The following is an 18,545-nucleotide window of genomic DNA, read 5'->3' on the forward strand; positions in this document are numbered from 1 at the left end:
CCGGCCTTCGGCATGTTCTCGGAAATCGTCGCCACGTTCTCGCGCAAGAAGCTGTTCGGCTACACGTCAATGGTGTACGCAACGGCCGGTATTACCGTGCTGTCGTTCCTGGTGTGGCTGCACCACTTCTTCACCATGGGCTCGGGTGCGAACGTCAACGCGTTCTTCGGCATCGCCACGATGATCATCTCGATCCCGACCGGCGTGAAGATCTTCAACTGGATCGGCACGATGTGGCGCGGTTCGGTGACCTTCGAGACGCCGATGATCTGGGCGCTCGGCTTCCTGATCACCTTCACCTTCGGTGGACTGACGGGCGTCATCCTGGCAAGCCCGCCGCTCGACTTCCAAGTCTCGGACTCGTACTTCGTGGTGGCGCACTTCCACTACGTCGTCTTCGGCACGGTCGTGTTCGCCATGTTCAGCGGCTTCTACTTCTGGTGGCCCAAGTGGACGGGCAAGATGCTCAACGAGCGCCTCGGCAAGATCCACTTCTGGATGCTGTTCATCGGCTTCCACATCACCTTCCTTGTTCAGCATTGGCTTGGTGTTGCAGGCATGCCGCGTCGCTATGCGTCGTATTTGCCGGAGGATGGCTTCACCTGGATGAACGAGGTCTCGACGATCGGCGCGTTCTTGCTCGCCGCCTCGATGCTGCCGTTCGCCTACAACGTGTGGCTCACGGCTCGCACGGCGCCGAAGGTGACCGTCGACGACCCGTGGGGCAACTCGCGGTCGCTCGAGTGGGCGACGTCGTGCCCGCCGCCGCGTCACAACTTCACGTCGATTCCGCGCATCCGTTCGGAGTCGCCGGCGTTCGACCTCCACCACCCTGAGGTGGGCGCAGGCTTCGGGGTCGGGCCGGCCAAAGACGCCCCCGATGTCCCGGTGATCGATGTTGCTGACGGGAAGGTCAAGTAACCCATGCGCGCGAACTACGCGATCTTCTGGCTGCTGAGCCTGTTCTTCGGCGTCGCCGCGGTCATCTACGCCCTGTGGACGATGGCGGATGCCTCCGCTCCGCAGATTGTCGGTCCCGGCACGAACGCCGAACTGGCCACTCAGCCCGAGTGGGTCGGAACGGTGGCGCTGACGCTCTCGTCGATCCTCGCGACCTTCCTGGCCTTCTACCTCGGCCTCATTCGCAAGTCGACCGGCGGGGAACTGCCCGAAGACCGCGACGACGCGCTGATCGACGACGCCGACCCCGAAATGGGTCACTTCAGCCCGTGGAGCTGGTGGCCGCTCGTGCTGTCGGTCGGCGTGGCGATGGTCTTCCTCGGCCTCGCGGTGGGCGTCTGGATTGCGCTCATCGGCGGCCCGATTGCCGTCATCGGCATCGTCGGCTGGAACTACGAGTACTACCGCGGCAACTTCGCCCGCTGAGCGCCTCGTGATCCGCGTCGCTGTCAACGAAGACCGCGAGTCAGTTTTTCGGCTCGTCGGTCAGCTGTCGCACGCGATCCCGCTGGAGCGGGAGGCGTTCGATCAGACCTGGGACCGGTATTTCTCGGGTGAGGATCCGGTGATCCTGTTGGTGGCGACGGGGGAGGGCGACGCGGTCGAAGGCTACGCCCTGACGACCGTCGTTCCGCTGTTGTCGACCAATGGTCCCTCGGCGCAGCTGCAGGAGATCGTCGTGGATGAGGACGCTCGCGGCTGCGACCACGGAACCGCGCTCGTGCGCGCCGTGGAGGCGGCCTGTGTCGAGCGAGGAGTCACGCAGCTCACGGTCGCCAGTCGGCGTGCCGGTGGCTTCTACGACCGTCTCGGCTTCCACGAGAGCGCCGAGTACATGCGCCGGTTCTTCTAACCGGCTGATTCCTTCCGCCGCTGGCTCGTTCGGCGCGCGTGGCTGCGCGTCAGCGGGCCCGTTTGCGCGCCAGACGCCTTCTCTGGGCCGCCGCACGAGCCACGTCGTCGTTCAGCGCGGCCGCGGGGCGGAGGCCGGCTCCGCAGTCGATACGCCGCCGCACTGCCGGGGCAGCGAACATGCCGGCCCCTCTCGGGACTACGACAACGCCCGCGGCTCCGTGAGGAGCGCGCGGGCGTTGTGAGTGGTTGTGGATCAGTGGTGCTTCGAGGCCTCGATCTCGCTCTTCGAGACCGGCGCGATGCGGTCCTCGAAGAACCAGCGCGAGACGGCAGCACGCGCGCGTTCGCTCACCGTGATCTTGCCGCGCTTGTTCGGGCGCAGCATGAGCGGCTGGTAGTCGTCGTAGCTGACGAGCTTCCAGCGTTCGTAGTCCGAGAGCTGCTCGTGCACCTCGACGTACTCGCCGCCGGGGAGTCGCACGATGCGACCCGACTCGTAGCCGTGGAGGGCGATCTCGCGGTCCTTCTTCTGCAGTCCGAGGCAGATCCGCTTCGTCACGATGTACGCGACGATCGGGCCGACGAACAACAGCGCCTGGAGGGCGTAGGTGACCGACTCGATCGACAGCTTGAAGTGGGTGGCGATGAGGTCGGAGCTCGCCGCCGCCCACATGACGGCGTAGAACGTGACACCCGCGGCACCGATCGCGGTGCGGGTCGGCGCGTTGCGCGGACGCTGCGTGATGTGGTGCTCGCGCTTGTCGCCCGTGACCCAGGCCTCGAAGAACGGGTAGAGCATCACGACGACGATGAAGAGCCCCAGGACGAGCACCGGCGCCAGGATGTTCAGCGACAGCGTGAACCCGAAGATCACGAACTCCCAGCCCGGGGGCACGAGGCGCAGCGCACCATCGGCGAATCCGATGTACCAGTCGGGCTGCGTTCCCGCCGAGACGGGGGAGGGGTCGTAGGGTCCGTAGTTCCAGATCGGGTTGATCGTCACGAGCGAGGCCGTGAGGGCGATCACGCCGAAGATGATGAAGAAGAACCCGGCACCCTTGGCCGCGTACACCGGCATGATCGGCTCGCCGACGACGTTTTCGTTGGTGCTCCCGGGGCGCGCGAACTGGGTGTGCTTGTTCACGACGACCAGGATCAGGTGCACGCCGAGGGCCGCGACGAGGATCGCCGGCAGGATCAGGATGTGCAGCACGTAGAGGCGTCCGACGATGTCGAAGCCGGGGAACTCGCCTCCGAACAGCAGGTACGAGATCCAGGTTCCGACGATCGGGATGCCCTTGAGCAGACCGTCGATGATGCGAAGGCCGTTGCCCGACAGCAGGTCGTCGGGGAGCGAGTAGCCGGTGAAGCCCTCACCCATGGCGAGGATGAACAGGACGAAGCCAATCACCCAGTTGATCTCGCGCGGCTTGCGGAAGGCGCCGGTGAAGAACACGCGCAGCATGTGCAGGCCGATCGCGGCGACGAACAGCAACGCGGCCCAGTGGTGGATCTGACGCATCAGAAGTCCACCGCGGATGTCGAAGCTGATGTCGAGCGTCGAGGCCATGGCTGCCGACATCTCGAGTCCCTTGAGCGGAACGTACGAACCGTCGTAGTGGACTTCGGCCATTGACGCCTGGAAGAAGAACGTCAGGAACGTTCCCGAGATCAGGATCGTGACGAAGCTGTAAAGCGCGACCTGGCCGAGCTCGAACGACCAGTGGTCGGGGAAGACCTTGCGGCCGAACTCCTTGACGGCGCCCGAGATGCTCGTGCGCTCGTCGATGTAGTTCGCGGCCCAGTTGGTGAAGCGCATCCCGGTGCCGGGAGCCTGCGCCTCACTCGTGGTCGCCGGGGATTCGGTCTGGACGGTCACAGCGAACGCTCCCAGAAGCTCGGGCCGACGGGCTCTTCGAAGTCGCTGCGTGCGACCAAGTAGCCCTCGGAGTCAATGGTGATGGGCAGCTGCGGAAGCGGGCGCTTGGCCGGCCCGAAGATGACCTCGGCTTCGCGCTTGATGTCGAACTGCGACTGGTGGCACGGGCACAGCAGGTGGTGGGTCTGCTGCTCATAGAGCGCGACCGGGCAGCCGACGTGGGTGCAGATCTTCGAGTACGCGACGATTCCCTGGTAGTTCCAGTCCTCGCGGCCCGCCGAGACGGTGAGGTCCTCGGGCTTCAGGCGCATGAGCAGGACGGCCGCCTTGGCCTTCTCCTCGAGCTTGTGCTCGGACTCGCCGAGGCCCTCGGGAATCACGTGGAAGGCGGAACCAATGGTCACATCCGAGGCCTTGATCGGCGTGCCGTCGGGGTCACGCGTCAGTCGAACGCCCGTGTCCCACATGGTGTGCTTGAACAGCTCAACCGGGTCCTCGTCGGGCGCGAGGCCGCGGAACAGCACCACGGCGGGCAGCGGGAAGATCGCCAGGGCGCCGATGAGCGAGTTGCGGATGAGCTTGCGGCGCGTGAAGCCGGACTCCTTGTTGCCGAGCTGGAAGATCTCGACCGCGCGAGCGCGGGTCTCTTCGGTGCCGCGCACCGGGTGCCGGTACTCGACCGCGTGCTCGTTCGCCATGAGCGACTTCGCCCAGTGGATCGCACCGAAACCGATGCCGAGCATGGACAGTGCGATGCCGAGGCCGATCAGCATGTTGCTGAGCTGCACCGAGGCGGGGTCGCCCGGTTCGAACGGCAACGCGATGTAGGCGACGATCGAGCCGACCGCTCCGATCATGGAGGCGAAGAAGAGGCCGGCGACGCGGCGCTCGTTTTGCTTCTCCTTCTCCGGCGAGAGGTCCGAGACGCGCGGGCGGTGCGGCTCAAAGCCGGGGTTCTCCACGCGATCCGAGCTGACGACGGCAGTCCCGGGGGCCGCCGTGGGCACCTCGTGCTTCTCGACAGCGGTGCCGGTATCGGCGCTGTCCTGCTCTGCCATGCGTTTCCCTTTCGTAGTGCGAGTTCGTGTGCGGTTGTTCGCTAGTTGGAGCGTGCGGTCAGCCACACGGTGATCGCGACGATGGAACCCAGCACGAAGATCCAGACAAACAGTCCCTCGGAGACGGGGCCCAGGCTGCCGAGGTTGAGACCACCGGCGGACGGGTTGTCGTCGAGGTAGGCGAGGTACGCGATGATGTCGGCCTTGTCTTCCGGCGTGATGTTGAGGTCACTGAACACGGGCATGTTCTGCGGACCGGTCACCATCGCCTCGTAGACGTGGACGGGATCGATGTCCTGCAACGCGGGGGCGTACTTGCCCTCGGTCAACGCGCCACCGGCGCCGGCCACGTTGTGGCACATCGCGCAGTTGATGCGGAAGAGCTCGGCGCCGTTCGCGACATCGCCCTCACCCGTGAGGTATTCGGCGGCGGGGATTGCGGGGCCGGGGGCCAACGAGGCGACGTACGCGGCCATCGCCGCGGTCTGCTCGTCGGTGAACTGGGTCGGCTTGACCTCGGCCTGCGGACCGCTGGCGGCCATCGGCATGCGGCCGGTGCCGACCTGGAAGTCGACGGAAGCGGCGCCCACGCCGATCAGGGTCGGCGCGTTGTCGGTTCCCTCGGCGCTCAGGCCGTGGCAGCTGGCGCAGTTGGCGATGAAGAGCTTCTCGCCCTCGTTGACGAGTGCTTCCACCGACGCGGTGGACTGCGCGGTCGCGCTGGACGTGAAGGCCGCGTAGGCGCCACCGGTCGCAACGAGGCCGATCACGAGCAGCGCCACGGAGGCGAGCGGGGAGCGGCGACCCGTGGCGCGGGTGCGGCGGAGCGGGGCGGATGCGGAGTTCGCCATGATTGCGGTGCGTTCCGTTCTGGGCAGGTCGAGTCGGCGGTTTAGCGGAGGACGTAGATGACGAGGAACAGGGCGATCCACACCACGTCAACGAAGTGCCAGTAGTACGACACGACGATCGCGCTCCCGGCTTCCTTGTGCGTGAAGTGCTTGGCCGCGAAGATGCGGCCGATCACGAGGAGGAAGGCGATGAGACCGCCGGTCACGTGCAGACCGTGGAATCCGGTCGCGAAGTAGAAGGCCGAGCTGTACGAGTCGGTCTGGAATCCGATGTGCTCGGTGACGAGCTGGGCGTACTCGTAGACCTGGCCGACGATGAAGATCGCGCCGAGCACGAACGTGGCGTAGAACCACTCGACCGTGCCCCACTTCCAGAACTGCCAGGGGCCGCCGGTGCGGCGGGCCTGCAGGCGCTCGGCGGCGAAGACGCCGGCCTGGCAGGTGAACGACGACGACACGAGGATGATCGTGTTAATCAGCGAGAAGGTGATGTTGAGCTTGTCCGACTGCTCCGCCCACAGCTCGGGCGACACCGAGCGCAGCGTGAAGTAGATGGCGAACAGGCCAGCGAAGAACATGACCTCGCTGCCCAGCCACACGATCGTGCCGACCTGAGCGGTGTTCGGCCGGTTGATCGCCGTCATGGCGGGCGGGCTGGAAACAGACGAACTATTCACCCGACCATTATGGCCGATATCGTTCCCGGCGTTTTCCCATCCAGGGGCCTGTCGGGGGCAACTTCGCTGAAATTTTCCTTTGTTTGCGCCGGTACGATGCTGGCCATGCCCACTGAATCGTCCTGGCCGACCCTGATCACCCGGCTTCTTGCCCGCGAAGACCTCTCGATCGCCGACGCCACCTGGGCGATGGAGGAGGTGATGGCGGGGCGCTGCACCCCCGCCCAGCTCGCCGGTTTCCTGGTCGCGCTGCGCGCCAAGGGCGAGACGGTCGATGAGATCGTGGGCTTCCGTGACGCGATCCTGGCGAATGCCGCCCCCATCGACATCGAGCCTCTCGCTCTGGACATCGTCGGGACGGGCGGCGACCGCTTCGGCACGGTGAACGTCTCGACGATGTCGTCGATTGTCGCTGCGGCGTCCGGCGCGAAGGTCTTGAAGCATGGGAACAAGGCGGCGAGCTCGGCCTCCGGCTCCTCGGATGTGCTGGCCGCCCTCGGGGTGGACCTCACGATCGACGCGGCGCGGGTCGCGGAGATCTTCCGTGAGCAGGGCATCGGCTTTGCCTTCGCGGCCATGTTCCACCCGGGCTTCCGCCACGCGGGGCCGATCCGCGCCGAGCTCGGCATCCCGACGGTGTTCAACTTCCTCGGGCCGCTGTGCAACCCCGCGCGCCCCGAGGCCTCCGCGGTCGGCGTCGCCGACCTGGCGAAGGTCCCGCTGTTCGTCGGAGTCTTCCGCACGCGCGGCGCGACCGCCCTCGTGTTCCGTGGCGACGACGGCCTCGACGAGCTGACGACGACAGGCCACAGTCATCTGTGGGAGGTGATGCGGGGGGAGGTGCACGAGCACGACCTCGATCCTGCCGACCTGGGCATCGCGCGCGCCCGCATCGACGACCTGAAGGGCGGGGATGCGGCTCACAACGCCGCCATCGCCCGCGCCGTGCTGGCGGGCGAGTCGGGACCGGTGCGCGACATCGTCGTGCTGAACGCGGCCGCGGGACTGGTGTCGTGGGAGCTGGCGCGGGATCCCGCGCAGGTCCAGCGCGACATCCGCGAGCGCTTCGCCGAGAAGATCGCGGTCGCCGCGGCGACCATCGACTCGGGGGCGGCGACCGCGAAGCTCGACGACTGGGCGGCGGCGACCCGCGACGGGCGCTGACACCCGCGAGCGCGCTCGGTGTGCACGCGCGACCTCTGGCGCAATCTAGGCTGGAGGCATGTCGAAGGTTCTGAGCAGTCTCCCCATCGGTGAGCGAGTTGGCATCGCGTTTTCGGGAGGGCTCGACACGTCGTGCGCCGTGGCGTGGATGCGTGAGAAGGGTGCCGTCCCCTGCACGTACACCGCCGACATCGGCCAGTACGACGAGCCCGACATCGACGCGGTGCCGAGCCGCGCAGGGGAGTACGGCGCCGAGCTCGCGCGCCTCGTCGACGCCAAGACCTCGCTCGTCGAGGAGGGTCTCGTCGCGCTCCAGTGCGGCGCCTTCCACATCCGCTCCGGCGGCAAGACGTACTTCAACACGACTCCGCTCGGTCGCGCCGTGACCGGCACCATGCTCGTGCGCGCCATGAAGGAGGACGGCGTCGACATCTGGGGCGACGGCTCCACCTACAAGGGCAACGACATCGAGCGCTTCTACCGCTACGGCCTGCTCGCCAACCCGAAGCTGCGCATCTATAAGCCGTGGCTCGACAGCGAGTTCGTGAGCGAACTCGGCGGACGCACCGAGATGAGCGAGTGGCTCGTCGCCCGCGGCTTCCCGTATCGCGACGCCACCGAGAAGGCCTACTCGACCGACGCCAACATCTGGGGCGCCACCCACGAGGCGAAGAACCTCGAGGAGCTCAGCTCGGGTCTCGACATCGTCGAGCCGATCATGGGTGTCGCGTCCTGGCGTGAGGACGTCGAGATCGCGACCGAGGAGGTCTCGGTGCGGTTCGAGGCGGGACGGCCGGTCGCCATCAACGGCGTCGAGTTCACCGACCCCGTCGCACTGGTCCTGGAGGCGAACGCGATCGGCGGACGCCACGGACTCGGCGTCTCGGACCAGATCGAGAACCGGATCATCGAGGCGAAGAGCCGCGGCATCTACGAGGCGCCCGGCATGGCGCTGCTGCACATCACCTACGAGCGGCTGCTCAACGCGATCCACAACGAGGACACCGTCGCCAACTACCACAACGAGGGGCGGCGACTCGGGCGTCTGATGTACGAGGGCCGCTGGCTCGACCCGCAGTCGCTCATGCTGCGCGAGTCGCTGCAGCGCTGGGTGGGCTCGGCGGTCACCGGCGAGGTCACGCTGCGTCTGCGCCGCGGCGACGACTACACGATCCTCGACACGACCGGGCCGACGCTCAGCTACCACCCCGGCAAGCTGTCGATGGAGCGGGTGGGGGATGCCGCCTTCGGCCCCGACGACCGCATCGGCCAGCTCACCATGCGCAATCTCGACATCGCCGACTCGCGTGCGCGCCTCGAGCAGTACGCGGCCGCGGGGCTCATCGGGGGACCGACCGGCGACCTCGTCGGGCGACTCGAATCGGGCAATGCGGCCGACATCCTCGACCCCGCGGAGGAGCACTCCAAGGCGGAGGACGAGCTCGAGCGCGCGACCGACGCCGCGAACGAGGGCGCCGCCTTCGACTCCGGAACGGACTAGGCGGGGACTACTGCGAGACGGTGCGGTACTCCACGCCCAGCTCGTCGATCCACTGGTTGATGACCTTGCGCTGGCTCGCGTCGCACACTCGGCCGTAGCCGTAGCTGACGTCCCAGTACTGGTACGCGCTCGTCCAGACGCGGCGGTCGAGGGTCCAGCTGCTCATCGCGTCGAGGGCATAGCAGTCCGCCATGAACTCCCAATCGTCGCCGAAGCTCTCCAGGGCGGTCTCGGTGGCCTCGGGGTTGGTGAACTGCAGTACGTGGGCGTACTCGTGGAGCGTGACCAGCTCGCGACCCCAATCGTCCACCGAGGGGTGCTCCAGGTCGGCGCGATCGAGGTGAACGACATACGGGTCAGCGCCGGTGACGCAGCCGATGACGTCCTGTTCACACAGCTTGTCGGCGTTGTCGTAGGCGAGCCGGGCGAAGCCGTCGCTCACCTCGTCGAGCACGCGCTCCGCCGTCGTGCCGGTCGAATTCTTCGCCGCTTCCGCCTCCGCCGCGCTCAGGATCTCGCCCAGCTCGGCCGTGTAGCCGCGGATCTGCTCGGTGTGCTGAGCGACCAAAGCGGGGGATCGGCGGTTCGCCCACGCGGTTGCGGCGACCCGCTCGTATTCGTCGAAGGGGACCAGTTCGGCCATCTGGGCGCCGTCGAGCGCGAGCGCGGTGTCCATGAGCTCGTCCATGGCGGCGCCGAACACCTCCTTGTTGTCGAGGAGGTCGTTGAGCTCGCCGATCTCGTCCTGCTGCTCGGCGACCTGATCCTGCGCGTCGAAGAACTGGACCGCGAGATAGGCGAGGCTGCTGAGCGCCGCCACCAGGAGGATCGCGAGCGCGATTATCCAGCCGCGGGCGCGGCGCGGGCGTCGCGGCGGAGCGGAGCTGACGGTGTCCATCTCCGCGGAGACGCCCGTGAGCGTGGGCGGAGGCGGCGCCGCGGCCGCGGGCGTCGGATTCCGCGAGGGCGGCGGCGGATCAGCGTGAGTCACGCGATCAGTCAAACACGTCGCGACGACTGAGGACTGCTCGCATCACGTGTTCTGCGGAGCGCCCCGGGGTGACGTCGACCTGGTCGCGCCCGGGAGATCGGCGGCGGGCGGCTACCAGGAGCCGGGGGAGTAGTCCTTCAAGAAGACGCCGAACAGATCTTCGCCGGCCTCGCCGCGCACGATCGGGTCGTACACGCGCGCGGCGCCATCGACCAGATCAAGCGGAGCATGGAATCCCTCCTCGGCGAGCCGCACCTTGGTCGGGTGCGGCCGTTCATCGGTGATCCAGCCGGTGTCGACGCTGGTCATCAGGATCCGGTCGCTCTCGAACATCTCGCGCGCGCTCGTGCGCGTGAGCATGTTCACGGCGGCCTTGGCCATGTTGGTGTGCGGGTGGCCGGGCCCCTTGTACCCGCGGCCGAACACTCCCTCCATGGCGCTCACGTTGACGACGTAGGTGCGTCGCGCGGGGGAGGCCGCGAGCGAGGCGCGCAGCTTCGAGATGAGAATGAACGGCGCCGTCTCGTTGGCGAGCTGCACCTCGATCATCTCGAGAGGCTCCACGTTGTCGACGCTCTGCGTCCACGAGTTAATGTGCGCGAGATCGGGCACGAGCCCGCCGGCGTCGATCGCCGTGCCGGCTGCGAGCCGGTCGAGCGAGGAGGAGCCGGCCGCGAGCGCCGCCTCAGTGAGCTCCTCGGCCTTCGCAGCGGCCGCGGCGAGGATCGGGTGCGCCGCCACCGACTGCGCGAGCGCGAGCGGGTGCGGGTCGTTGGTGTGGCCGAAGGTCTCCAACTCGGGCAGCGGGCCGTCCGGGAGCGGGGCGAGTTCGGCATCCACGAGCGGCTGGTAGGCGCCGGGGGAGCGCCGCACGGTCTGCGCGGCGTTGTTGATCAGGATGTCGAGCGGTCCCTGGGCGGCGACCGACTCGGCGAGGCCGATCACCTGGGACGGGTCGCGCAGGTCGATGCCGACGACGCGGAGTCGATCGATCCACTCGGCCGAGTCGGGGAGGCTGGTGAAGCGGCGCACCGCGTCGCGCGGGAAGCGCGTGGTGATGGTGGTGTGGGCGCCGTCGCGCAGCAGACGCAGCGCGATGTACATGCCGATCTTGGCGCGGCCGCCGGTGAGCAGCGCGCGCTTGCCGGTGAGGTCGGTGCGCGCGTCGCGCTTGGTGTGGCTCATGGCCGCGCAGCTCGGGCAGAGCTGGTGGTAGAAGGCGTCGACGAGCGTGTAGTCCTGCTTGCAGATGTAGCAGGCGCGCGCCTTCTTCAGGACTCCGGCGGTCGGCGCGGTCGTCGCGGTCGAGATCGGGATGCCGCGGGTCTCGTCATCGATCCGGTCCGGGGCGCCGGTGGCGGTGGCGGCGACGACCGCGCGGTCGTGCTCCTGGATCCGGGCCCGCGTCTCGAGCTTGCGCTCGCGCTTGGCGTCCTTGAAGAACTTCGCCGTGGCTCGGCGCACGGTCTGGAAGTCGGGGTGTTCGCGGTCGACCTTCGAGAGCTGGCCCAGGACTCGCAGCGTGATCTCGAGTTCAGCGGGGTCGATCCCACTGGGGGGCATGGGGTCGTCGGAGTGCACAGGGCATTCTCTCACCGCAGAGAGGGTGTGCCGCGCCGTTCAGCTCTCGCCCGAGGCCTGGACGTCAACGGGACGGCCGGAGTTGGCCCAGTCGCGCGGGGTGGTGCCGAAATGGCTCTTGAACTCGCGACTGAACTGCGAGGCGCTCGTGTAGCCGACGCGCGCAGCGGCGCGCGTGATGCCAGCACCGTTCGTGATGAGCATGGCGGCGTCGTTGAGTCGGAGCGACTTGAGGTACTTGAGGGGGGAGAGGCTCGTGGTCGCCTTGAAGTGCCGGTCGAACGCGGCCCGGCTCATTCCCGCCCGCTCGGCGAGGTCTTCGATGGCGAGAGGCTGATCGAGGTTGCTGCGCATGTACGTCAGCACGCTCGTGAGCTCGTGCGACGGGCCACCCAGTGCACCGAGAACGGCGCCACCCGCTGGTCCGTCGAGAACGGTGTAGAGGAGTTCGCGGAGGCGGCCCGGCCCGAGGATGTCGACAGTCACCGGCTCGTCGAGAAGCTGGAGAGCGCGCAGCAGCGCCGTCTCGAAGCGGTGATCCCAGTCGGCCACAATCAGTCCGGCCGGCTTCTCCGACGCTCGACGTGAACGAGGCCGCGCGGCCCGGAACGCGATCAGCAGCTCCGCCATCGTCCGGCTCTCCAGATCGATCAGGACGCCGAGGACGGGATCGTCGGTCGTCGCGACCGGAACCTCGGCTTCGAGGGGGGTCGGCATCGTCGCGCAGAGGTAATGGTCGGGGTCGTAGGTGTGGGTGCGGCTGTCGTGGTAGGCGTGCTTCGAGCCGGCCACGACGACGCACACGCTCGGGTCGTAGACGCCGGGAACTCGTTCGACCGGCGACGAGACGCGGAAGAGCCGGACCCCGTCGAGAGGGGTCTGGTGGACGCCGTCGCCGGGGGCGTGGCGAGCCACCAGGTCTCGGATCTCCGTCCGGAGATCGGATGCATGGTGGGTGGTCACTGGAATCAATCTGAGGGAAACAGGCAACTATTCGCGGCGAAATCGCTATATCTGGCCGCGTGCTGAGGCTTAGCGTATAGCCATCGACCCCGCAGGGCAACCATCCGCTCGTTATCCTGGACCCACTGCAAAGGAATCACATGACCACGATCGATGCCCTTCCCGGCTGGACCCCCGACCACCTCGACTCGCTGGAGGGCAAGACCTACCTGATCACGGGCACAACCGCCGGCGCCGGCTACGAGGCCACGCGAATCCTGCTCTCCAAAGGGGCGAAGGTCGTGATGCTGAACCGAAGTGCCGAGAAGTCCGCGGATGCCGTCAGTCGGTTGAAGCAGGAGTTCGGCACGGATGCCGACGTGAGCTCCGTGCGCATGGATCTTGCCGACCTCGCGAGCGTGCGCGCGGCGGGGGAGGAGATCCTGGCGACCGTGCCTCGGATCGACGCGCTGATCTGCAACGCGGCGATCGCGCAGGTGCCGTCGCAGAAGCTCACCGTCGACGGCTTCGAGAGTCAGCTCGGCACCAACCACTTCGGGCACTTCGTCCTGGCGGGGATGCTGTTCGACCGCATCGACGAATCGCATGGGCGAATCGTCGTCGTCGCCAGCCTCGGCTACATGATGGGGCTCAAGACGATCAAGTTCGACGACATGAACTGGGACAACGACTACAACGCCAACAGCGCCTACAGCCAGAGCAAGCTGGCCCAGATGATGTTCGCGTATGAGCTGCAGGACAGGGTGAAGGCCGCCGGTAAGAACGTCGAGGTCTACGTCTGCCACCCCGGATCGTCCGCCACCTCGCTCATCAAGACGAGCGGGAGCCTCGCGATGCGGTTCACGTTTTACCTCATGACGCTGTCGCCGCTAGTGCAGTCGGCCGAGAAGGGCGCGTACCCGGAGGTGATGTGCGCCACGGCGGACGGCCTCGAGCAGCGCGCGCTGTACGGGCCGACCGGACGCCGCGAATGGGTTGGGCCGGTCGGCAAGGGAACGCTGAAGCCGTACGCCTACGACAAGGCCGTGATGCAGCAGCTCTGGACGCGCTCCGAGCAGGCGACGGGATTCCACTGGAACGTGGCCTGACTCGAGGCTGTCGACCCGCGGCGCGCGATCGCTCAAGCGCGCCGCGGGCTCCGCAGGGGAGAGCGAGCGATCGGTGAGAACTTTCATATTCTGACATAACGACGGTCATCGGCTACACATTTAGTATCCACCAATGACGGCTACATGGTAGCATGAGGACGTGGCGCCGAGGTGGACCGACTCAACCGGGAAGCATGGCATCCCGCGCGACGACCAGGTTCACGCCATCGTTCACGCGACCTACACCGGCAAACTGCCGGAGAACGGCGCCGGCGGCGGCGAAGTCTGGCTCTACATCGGCCGTCCACACCCGCAGACCGACCGCGAAATAGAGATCCTGGTGGAAGTGTTCACAGACGGGCGCGAAGCCCTCGTGTTCCACGCAATGGATCTCGGCCCGAAGTTCCGCCGGCATCGAGAGGAGAACCCCAATGGCTGACCCCAAGGACACCGACTACGACGAGCTCGCCGCGCGACTGACCGACCCCGCCACGCCGATGCCGAAGGTATCGAACGTAGCCACCGGCGCCGCGGCCGCGGCGCATGGCCGCGCCCTGATGCTGCGCGAGTACGGCAGCGAGGCTGCGCTGGACGCCGTGCTGCGCCGTGCCGGCCGCACCCGACTCGGCGAGCACGCGAAGGGAGCCTCCCCCACCGTGCGGGGACGACTGCCCGAGGCCGACTTCGCGGCGTTCAAGCGCCTCGAGGAGCAGACCGGCAAGAAGCAGAGCGAACTCGTGCGCGAGGCCGTGCAGCTGCTCCTCGCGGAGCACAAGATCGGGGCGTGACAGAGGCTCTGCGTAGAGCCCCTCACCTAAGTAGTGTCTCGAAATCGGCGATCCTGACATCTCGGCCAAAACTCGATGATCCCCCTCCTCAGCACACCGCGCCGGATCGCTCGGGCTGTCAAGGGTGCCCCTACGGGGCATCGCGCAGCGACGCGGACGAGCCCTTGACAGCCCGAGGCCGGCGCAACACTCGGCAGGCAGGGAGGGGTCAGCCCGGCAGCGAACGGACGTCGACGAACATCCCCGCCGGCGGCGGGGTGTACGGCAGCGGCTCGCCCTCGCCGTTCTGATCGCGGGATGAAGCGAACGGCCCCTCCGGGGGCATGAGCATCCGCATGTGATGGTCCGCGTGATCGCGCCACCACACGCTCATGCCGAAGGTGCCCTCGAGGCGCAGCGCCTCCCACGCGCGCCACAGCGCGTCGAGGCGACTGATCGCCTCCGGGTAGCGCCACCACGCGGCAGCCCAGCGGTTCGGACCCTGCGGGCCGACGCGACGAGCGTAGGTGTAGCGCAGTTTCTCCCGCACGAACTCGTCGACGGAGCCGAAGAACAGCTGCGGCGCCGGCGCCGCAACAGGGGCGGGCGGGTCGTCGCCCTGAACGGCGGCACCAGGTGGGGGCGGCAGCCTCCGTGCAGGCCGACCCTTCGCCGGCGGCGCAGCCGCCGCCTCGTCCTCCCACTCGGGAACCTCGCTCATCCCGCCCGCTCCTCATCGGCGCCGGCCTCGTCGACGACGGGAGGATCGGGCACCAGCGGCGCGGGGAGAGCCGCCGCGCCCGCCGGATCATGCGCGGCGATCGAGGCCCGCACCGCGGCCGCGTGCCGGCCGCTCATCCACGGCACCGTGCGAATCAGAGCCGCCGGCGTCCCCGAGGACAGCATCACCGCGCGGCCGCGAGGCAGCGCGGCGGTGGATCGGCTGGCCGACTCATGATGCCGAACGTGACCCGCGGGGACCGGATGGGCGGTCTGCTGAGCTACCTCGCCGGCGAGGGACGCCGCAACGAGCACACCGAGCCGCACCTGGTGACCGGCGACTCGGCGACCTTCACCTTCTACGGCGACGCCGAGCTTGATCGCGCGAGCGCGCTGGCGATCGCCAAGGATCTCGACGAGCCGCGCACCGCGTTCGGTGTCGAGGTCAACGGCGGCCACGTCTGGCATGCCTCGCTGAGCCTGCGGGCCGAGGAAGGCCAGCTCAGCGACGAGAGGTGGGCGGCGATCGCCGAGCAGCTCGTCGACCGGATGGGGTTTACCACCGCCTCCGGCAAGGCCGGCTGCCGGTGGGTCGCGGTGCGGCACGGACTCTCCGCGGCCGGCAACGACCACATCCACATCGCCGTGAACTTGGTGCGCGAGGACGGCACCAAGGCGTCGATCCACAACGGCTACTCGCGGGCGCAGTCGATCGCCCGCGAGCTCGAGCAGGAGCACGGCCTACAGGTGCTCGAGTCGCGCGGGTCGAACATGGCCATGCGCGGCGAGCGACCGGGGGAGCGCGCCGCCGCCGCGCGCCGCGGCGACGACAGCGTGGCGTCCGTGCGGCTCGAGCGAACGGTGCGCGCCGCGACCGAACGTGCCGAACGTGCCGCCGGAGCGCGGCACCGAACGATAGGGGAGAGCAATGGCTGACATGGATGGCGACGGGGTGCTCGACGAGGCCGAGGGCACGATGCGGGTGGCGATCATGGGAGCGGCCCAGGCCGCCCGCTCGACGACGCAGCTGCGGCGCGACCAGGCGCAGCGCGCCACCCGCCGTGACCTCGAGGAAGCCGGGCAGCTGCACGCACGGCTCGAGGGGGAGCGCGCCGCGGCTCGCGCGGAGCTCGCCCCGGTGCATGAGTCCTCATGGTGGGATCAGGCGCAGGCCCACGACGTCGCCCGCGCCTACGAGACGGCCGTGACCTGGCGCGAGGACGACGAGGCCGCTCGCGCCGCCGAGAGCCGCATCCGGCAGGAGTTGCGCGATCGCTACGGCGTCGACGTGAACGAGAGCGGCGCTGACCCCTCCGTGGTGCAGGCCGCCCTCGTCGAGGGGGACCAGGCGATCGCCGAGCGGGACGAACTGCGCGCCCAGGCGCGCGAGGAACAGAGCCTCGCCGACGGCATGACGATCGAGGCCGAAGTCCTCGAGCTGTCGGCCGACCTCGAGGACGCCGCGGAGGCGGAGGGGCTGCGCGACCGCGCGGCCGAGGCCGAGCACGACGCCGAGCTCAGCTGGGATACGGCCGAGCGGCGCGACCAGCACATCGCCGGCATCGAGGCTGGCACAGAGCAGCCGACCGTCGCGGCGGCGTGGAAGCAGGCCGACGTCGCCAACGCGCGGCACCCGCGCGAGGCCGTGCAGGGGCGCAAGGCGAAGTCGCCCCGCGCGCGCACGAAGGCAACCGCGCCCGGCCGCCAGATCGAACGCGGCCGCTAAGGTCGCCTCCATGCCCCGGCTGATCCCGCTGCCCGACCCGAGCGCGCCGCTGGGTGCGCCGCGGCTGTGGATCAACCCCAAGCACATCACCAGCGCCACCGCCATCGTCGAGGACATGGGCGTGGAGCGCCGGCAGTCCGTCGAGCTGAAACTGCAGGGGCTCAACCTGAGCCGGCATTGGCTGGCCAGCGGCACGCTCGAGGACGTGCAGGCAGCGTGGCGCGACTTCCTCGCGGTGATCGACGGCGCCGCCGCCGACTAGCACCCTGGAAGCGTGACGGCCCGGAGGGCCGTTCTTCGGCGGCGAACTCCGCCCTGCGGGCGGATAGCACACCGCCGCCAGGGGGCAAGGGCGCTCCGCCGGACGGCTGCGCGTCGCCGCGGCGATGCGCTCCGCGCACCCTTGCCCCCTGCCGCCGGCGCGCAGCCGGCACAGGTGCCGAAGAACGGCAGCAAGAGAGCAGAGAGGGGAACGGTCCCATGTTCAAGGTCACCAAGGAGGACGGCACGGAGGTACGCCCCGGCGACCGGGTAACGGACTTCCGGGGCGAGGAGCACGTGTTCGTGCGCGTCGAGCGGGGTCCGCAGGAAGGGCGCTCCGCGAAGGTGCAGGTGGAGGGCAGCCCGATCGCCTACTACGCCACGGTGCTCAAGCTCACCGTGGAGGAATTAGAGGCCGGCGAGACGCCGGACTGAGGTCCGCGTGGATGAAGTACCCCCGGCGGACGCGCCGGGGTACTTCTGTGACGACATCACCTCGAGAGATGACGTACCGGCGGGCCCGGCAGGAGATCCCGATGAGGCTCGGGATCGCTCCAAGCTCGTCGCGGACCATGATTACGTCGGCTGCCTTGAGCCCCCGGCCGGACGCGGGGCGGTCAGCCATGAAGTACCTCCTGCTTGTGCGGTGCCGGCAGGGCGTCGCGGACGGGGAGGCCGCCGCGCCGTGCGGCGCGGACGCCGTTGAGGATCACGACCACCTCCGCGATTTCGTGGACGAGCACCACGCCGGCCAGTGCGAGCACGCCGAGCAGGGCGAGCGGGAACAGGGCCACGATGATGCCGAGGGAGAGCACGATGTTCCCGGTCATGATGCGCCGGCCGCGGCGGGCGTGCAGGAGCGCGGCGGGGATGAGCCGGAGGTCGTTGCCGGTGAAGGCGACGGAGGCGGACTCGATCGCCGCGTCGGAGCCGGTGACACCCATCGCGATCCCGACGTCGGCGGCGGCGAGGGCGGGGGCGTCGTTGATGCCGTCCCCGATCATCGCGGTCCGCCGGGTCGCGGAGAACTCCTCGATCGCGGCGGCCTTGTCGCCGGGCAGCAGCTCGGCGCGGACGTCGGAGACGCCGGCCTGGGCGGCGAGGGCGCGGGCGGTGCGGGCGTTGTCGCCGGTGAGCATGACGGTGGCGATGCCGGCGGCGGTGAGCTCGCGGATGGTCTCGGCGGCTTCGGGCTTGAGCTCGTCGCGGATGCCGATGATGCCCGCCGCGGTTCCGTCGAGCTCGACGACGACGACGGTCATACCCTCCTCTTCGAGCGCGGCCGCGCGTGCGGCGAGCTCGGCCGGGTCGACCCAGCGCGGGCTGCCGACGCGGGCGGTGTGGCCGTCCGCCGTGCCGGTGATGCCGTGGCCGGGCTCTTCCGTCACGTCCGTCACCGTCGCCGGCTTGTCGGCAGCGGCGGTGATCGCCGCGGCGAGCGGGTGGGTGCTGTGGGCTTCCAGACCCGCCGCGATCGCGAGCACCCGGTCCCGTGCGTCCGGG

21 protein-coding genes and 1 pseudogene are annotated in these 18,545 nt (G+C 68.6%); 12 read left to right on the forward strand and 10 right to left on the reverse strand.

Annotated features, from left to right (window positions below; all coding sequences use genetic code 11):
• The 3 genes from QZ258_RS09350 to QZ258_RS09360 form a co-directional block, all read left to right on the forward strand.
• Positions 1-921: cbb3-type cytochrome c oxidase subunit I (locus tag QZ258_RS09350; RefSeq protein ID WP_294180920.1), on the forward strand; the 921-nt coding region annotated here is incomplete at its 5' end.
• 3 nt (positions 922-924) lie between these two features.
• On the forward strand, positions 925-1,386 hold the full coding sequence (locus QZ258_RS09355; protein ID WP_294180921.1) for a cytochrome c oxidase subunit 4: 462 nt from the start codon (positions 925-927) through the stop codon (positions 1,384-1,386).
• A gap of 7 nt (positions 1,387-1,393) precedes the next feature.
• Positions 1,394-1,813 carry a GNAT family N-acetyltransferase gene (locus QZ258_RS09360; RefSeq protein WP_294180923.1) on the forward strand — a complete coding sequence of 140 codons (420 nt, stop codon included), beginning with the start codon at positions 1,394-1,396 and terminating at the stop codon, positions 1,811-1,813.
• A 255-nt stretch (positions 1,814-2,068) separates the two neighbouring features.
• Here the strand turns inward: QZ258_RS09360 and QZ258_RS09365 are convergent, their stop codons facing one another.
• From QZ258_RS09365 to QZ258_RS09380, 4 genes are read right to left on the reverse strand one after another with little or no spacing between them, the layout of a single operon-like run.
• Complete coding sequence (locus QZ258_RS09365; protein ID WP_294180953.1) at positions 2,069-3,634, reverse strand: ubiquinol-cytochrome c reductase cytochrome b subunit; 1,566 nt, start codon at positions 3,632-3,634, stop codon at positions 2,069-2,071.
• Between the two features lie 56 nt (positions 3,635-3,690).
• The gene (locus QZ258_RS09370; protein ID WP_294180924.1) at positions 3,691-4,752 is read right to left on the reverse strand and encodes a ubiquinol-cytochrome c reductase iron-sulfur subunit; all 1,062 of its coding nucleotides are present in this window, start codon (positions 4,750-4,752) and stop codon (positions 3,691-3,693) included.
• 41 nt (positions 4,753-4,793) lie between these two features.
• Positions 4,794-5,603, reverse strand: a complete 810-nt coding sequence (locus QZ258_RS09375) for a c-type cytochrome (protein ID WP_294180926.1) — start codon at positions 5,601-5,603, stop codon at positions 4,794-4,796.
• A 41-nt stretch (positions 5,604-5,644) separates the two neighbouring features.
• The gene (locus QZ258_RS09380) at positions 5,645-6,247 is read right to left on the reverse strand and encodes a heme-copper oxidase subunit III (protein ID WP_294180955.1); all 603 of its coding nucleotides are present in this window, start codon (positions 6,245-6,247) and stop codon (positions 5,645-5,647) included.
• Positions 6,248-6,385: 138 nt separating this feature from the next.
• On the opposite strand from QZ258_RS09380, the gene trpD reads away from it, so the two are divergent.
• Positions 6,386-7,444, forward strand: a complete 1,059-nt coding sequence (gene trpD / locus QZ258_RS09385) for an anthranilate phosphoribosyltransferase (RefSeq protein WP_294180928.1) — start codon at positions 6,386-6,388, stop codon at positions 7,442-7,444.
• 58 nt (positions 7,445-7,502) lie between these two features.
• Complete coding sequence (gene argG / locus QZ258_RS09390) at positions 7,503-8,945, forward strand: argininosuccinate synthase (protein WP_294180930.1); 1,443 nt, start codon at positions 7,503-7,505, stop codon at positions 8,943-8,945.
• A gap of 7 nt (positions 8,946-8,952) precedes the next feature.
• On the opposite strand, the gene QZ258_RS09395 is transcribed toward argG, so the two are convergent.
• The 3 genes from QZ258_RS09395 to QZ258_RS09405 all read right to left on the reverse strand — a co-directional run bounded on the left by QZ258_RS09395 (position 8,953) and on the right by QZ258_RS09405 (position 12,480).
• Positions 8,953-9,936, reverse strand: coding sequence for a hypothetical protein (locus QZ258_RS09395; RefSeq protein WP_294180932.1), 984 nt, complete (start codon positions 9,934-9,936; stop codon positions 8,953-8,955).
• A gap of 111 nt (positions 9,937-10,047) precedes the next feature.
• Positions 10,048-11,499: an SDR family NAD(P)-dependent oxidoreductase gene (locus QZ258_RS09400; protein WP_294180959.1), complete on the reverse strand. Its 1,452-nt coding sequence runs from the start codon at positions 11,497-11,499 to the stop codon at positions 10,048-10,050.
• 57 nt (positions 11,500-11,556) lie between these two features.
• The gene (locus QZ258_RS09405) at positions 11,557-12,480 is read right to left on the reverse strand and encodes an AraC family transcriptional regulator (protein WP_294180934.1); all 924 of its coding nucleotides are present in this window, start codon (positions 12,478-12,480) and stop codon (positions 11,557-11,559) included.
• A gap of 140 nt (positions 12,481-12,620) precedes the next feature.
• Here QZ258_RS09405 and QZ258_RS09410 point away from each other — a divergent pair, with 140 nt between their 5' ends.
• From QZ258_RS09410 to QZ258_RS09420, 3 genes are all read left to right on the forward strand, one after another.
• Complete coding sequence (locus tag QZ258_RS09410; RefSeq protein ID WP_294180936.1) at positions 12,621-13,568, forward strand: SDR family oxidoreductase; 948 nt, start codon at positions 12,621-12,623, stop codon at positions 13,566-13,568.
• 160 nt (positions 13,569-13,728) lie between these two features.
• On the forward strand, positions 13,729-14,007 hold the full coding sequence (locus QZ258_RS09415; RefSeq protein WP_294180937.1) for a hypothetical protein: 279 nt from the start codon (positions 13,729-13,731) through the stop codon (positions 14,005-14,007).
• On the forward strand, positions 14,000-14,356 hold the full coding sequence (locus tag QZ258_RS09420) for a ribbon-helix-helix domain-containing protein (RefSeq protein WP_294180938.1): 357 nt from the start codon (positions 14,000-14,002) through the stop codon (positions 14,354-14,356). The genes QZ258_RS09415 and QZ258_RS09420 overlap by 8 nt, the downstream gene beginning before the upstream one ends.
• Before the next feature lie 208 nt (positions 14,357-14,564).
• On the opposite strand, the gene QZ258_RS09425 is transcribed toward QZ258_RS09420, so the two are convergent.
• Together QZ258_RS09425 and QZ258_RS09430 are read right to left on the reverse strand one after the other, a co-directional pair.
• Entirely contained in the window at positions 14,565-15,056 is a 492-nt protein-coding gene (locus QZ258_RS09425; protein WP_294180940.1) for a DUF4913 domain-containing protein, read from the reverse strand.
• A pseudogene (locus tag QZ258_RS09430) lies at positions 15,053-15,268 on the reverse strand (hypothetical protein); the annotation flags it as partial. The pseudogene QZ258_RS09430 and the gene QZ258_RS09425, both read right to left, overlap by 4 nt.
• 33 nt (positions 15,269-15,301) lie before the next feature.
• On the opposite strand from QZ258_RS09430, the gene QZ258_RS09435 reads away from it, so the two are divergent.
• From QZ258_RS09435 to QZ258_RS09450, 4 genes are all read left to right on the forward strand, one after another.
• Positions 15,302-15,991, forward strand: a complete 690-nt coding sequence (locus QZ258_RS09435) for a relaxase/mobilization nuclease domain-containing protein (protein ID WP_294180943.1) — start codon at positions 15,302-15,304, stop codon at positions 15,989-15,991.
• Positions 15,984-16,781, forward strand: coding sequence for a hypothetical protein (locus tag QZ258_RS09440; protein WP_294180945.1), 798 nt, complete (start codon positions 15,984-15,986; stop codon positions 16,779-16,781). Before QZ258_RS09435 ends, QZ258_RS09440 begins: the two co-directional genes overlap by 8 nt.
• Before the next feature lie 10 nt (positions 16,782-16,791).
• Positions 16,792-17,043, forward strand: a complete 252-nt coding sequence (locus QZ258_RS09445; protein ID WP_294180947.1) for a hypothetical protein — start codon at positions 16,792-16,794, stop codon at positions 17,041-17,043.
• Positions 17,044-17,261: 218 nt separating this feature from the next.
• Positions 17,262-17,477: a hypothetical protein gene (locus QZ258_RS09450; protein WP_294180949.1), complete on the forward strand. Its 216-nt coding sequence runs from the start codon at positions 17,262-17,264 to the stop codon at positions 17,475-17,477.
• Between the two features lie 182 nt (positions 17,478-17,659).
• On the opposite strand, the gene QZ258_RS09455 is transcribed toward QZ258_RS09450, so the two are convergent.
• Positions 17,660-18,545, reverse strand: an 886-nt coding sequence (locus QZ258_RS09455) for an HAD-IC family P-type ATPase (protein WP_294180951.1), incomplete at its 5' end; no start/stop codon positions are given.

It is taken from the genome of uncultured Schumannella sp., assembly GCF_905479755.1.
In the GTDB taxonomy this organism is placed as follows: domain Bacteria; phylum Actinomycetota; class Actinomycetes; order Actinomycetales; family Microbacteriaceae; genus DCRR01.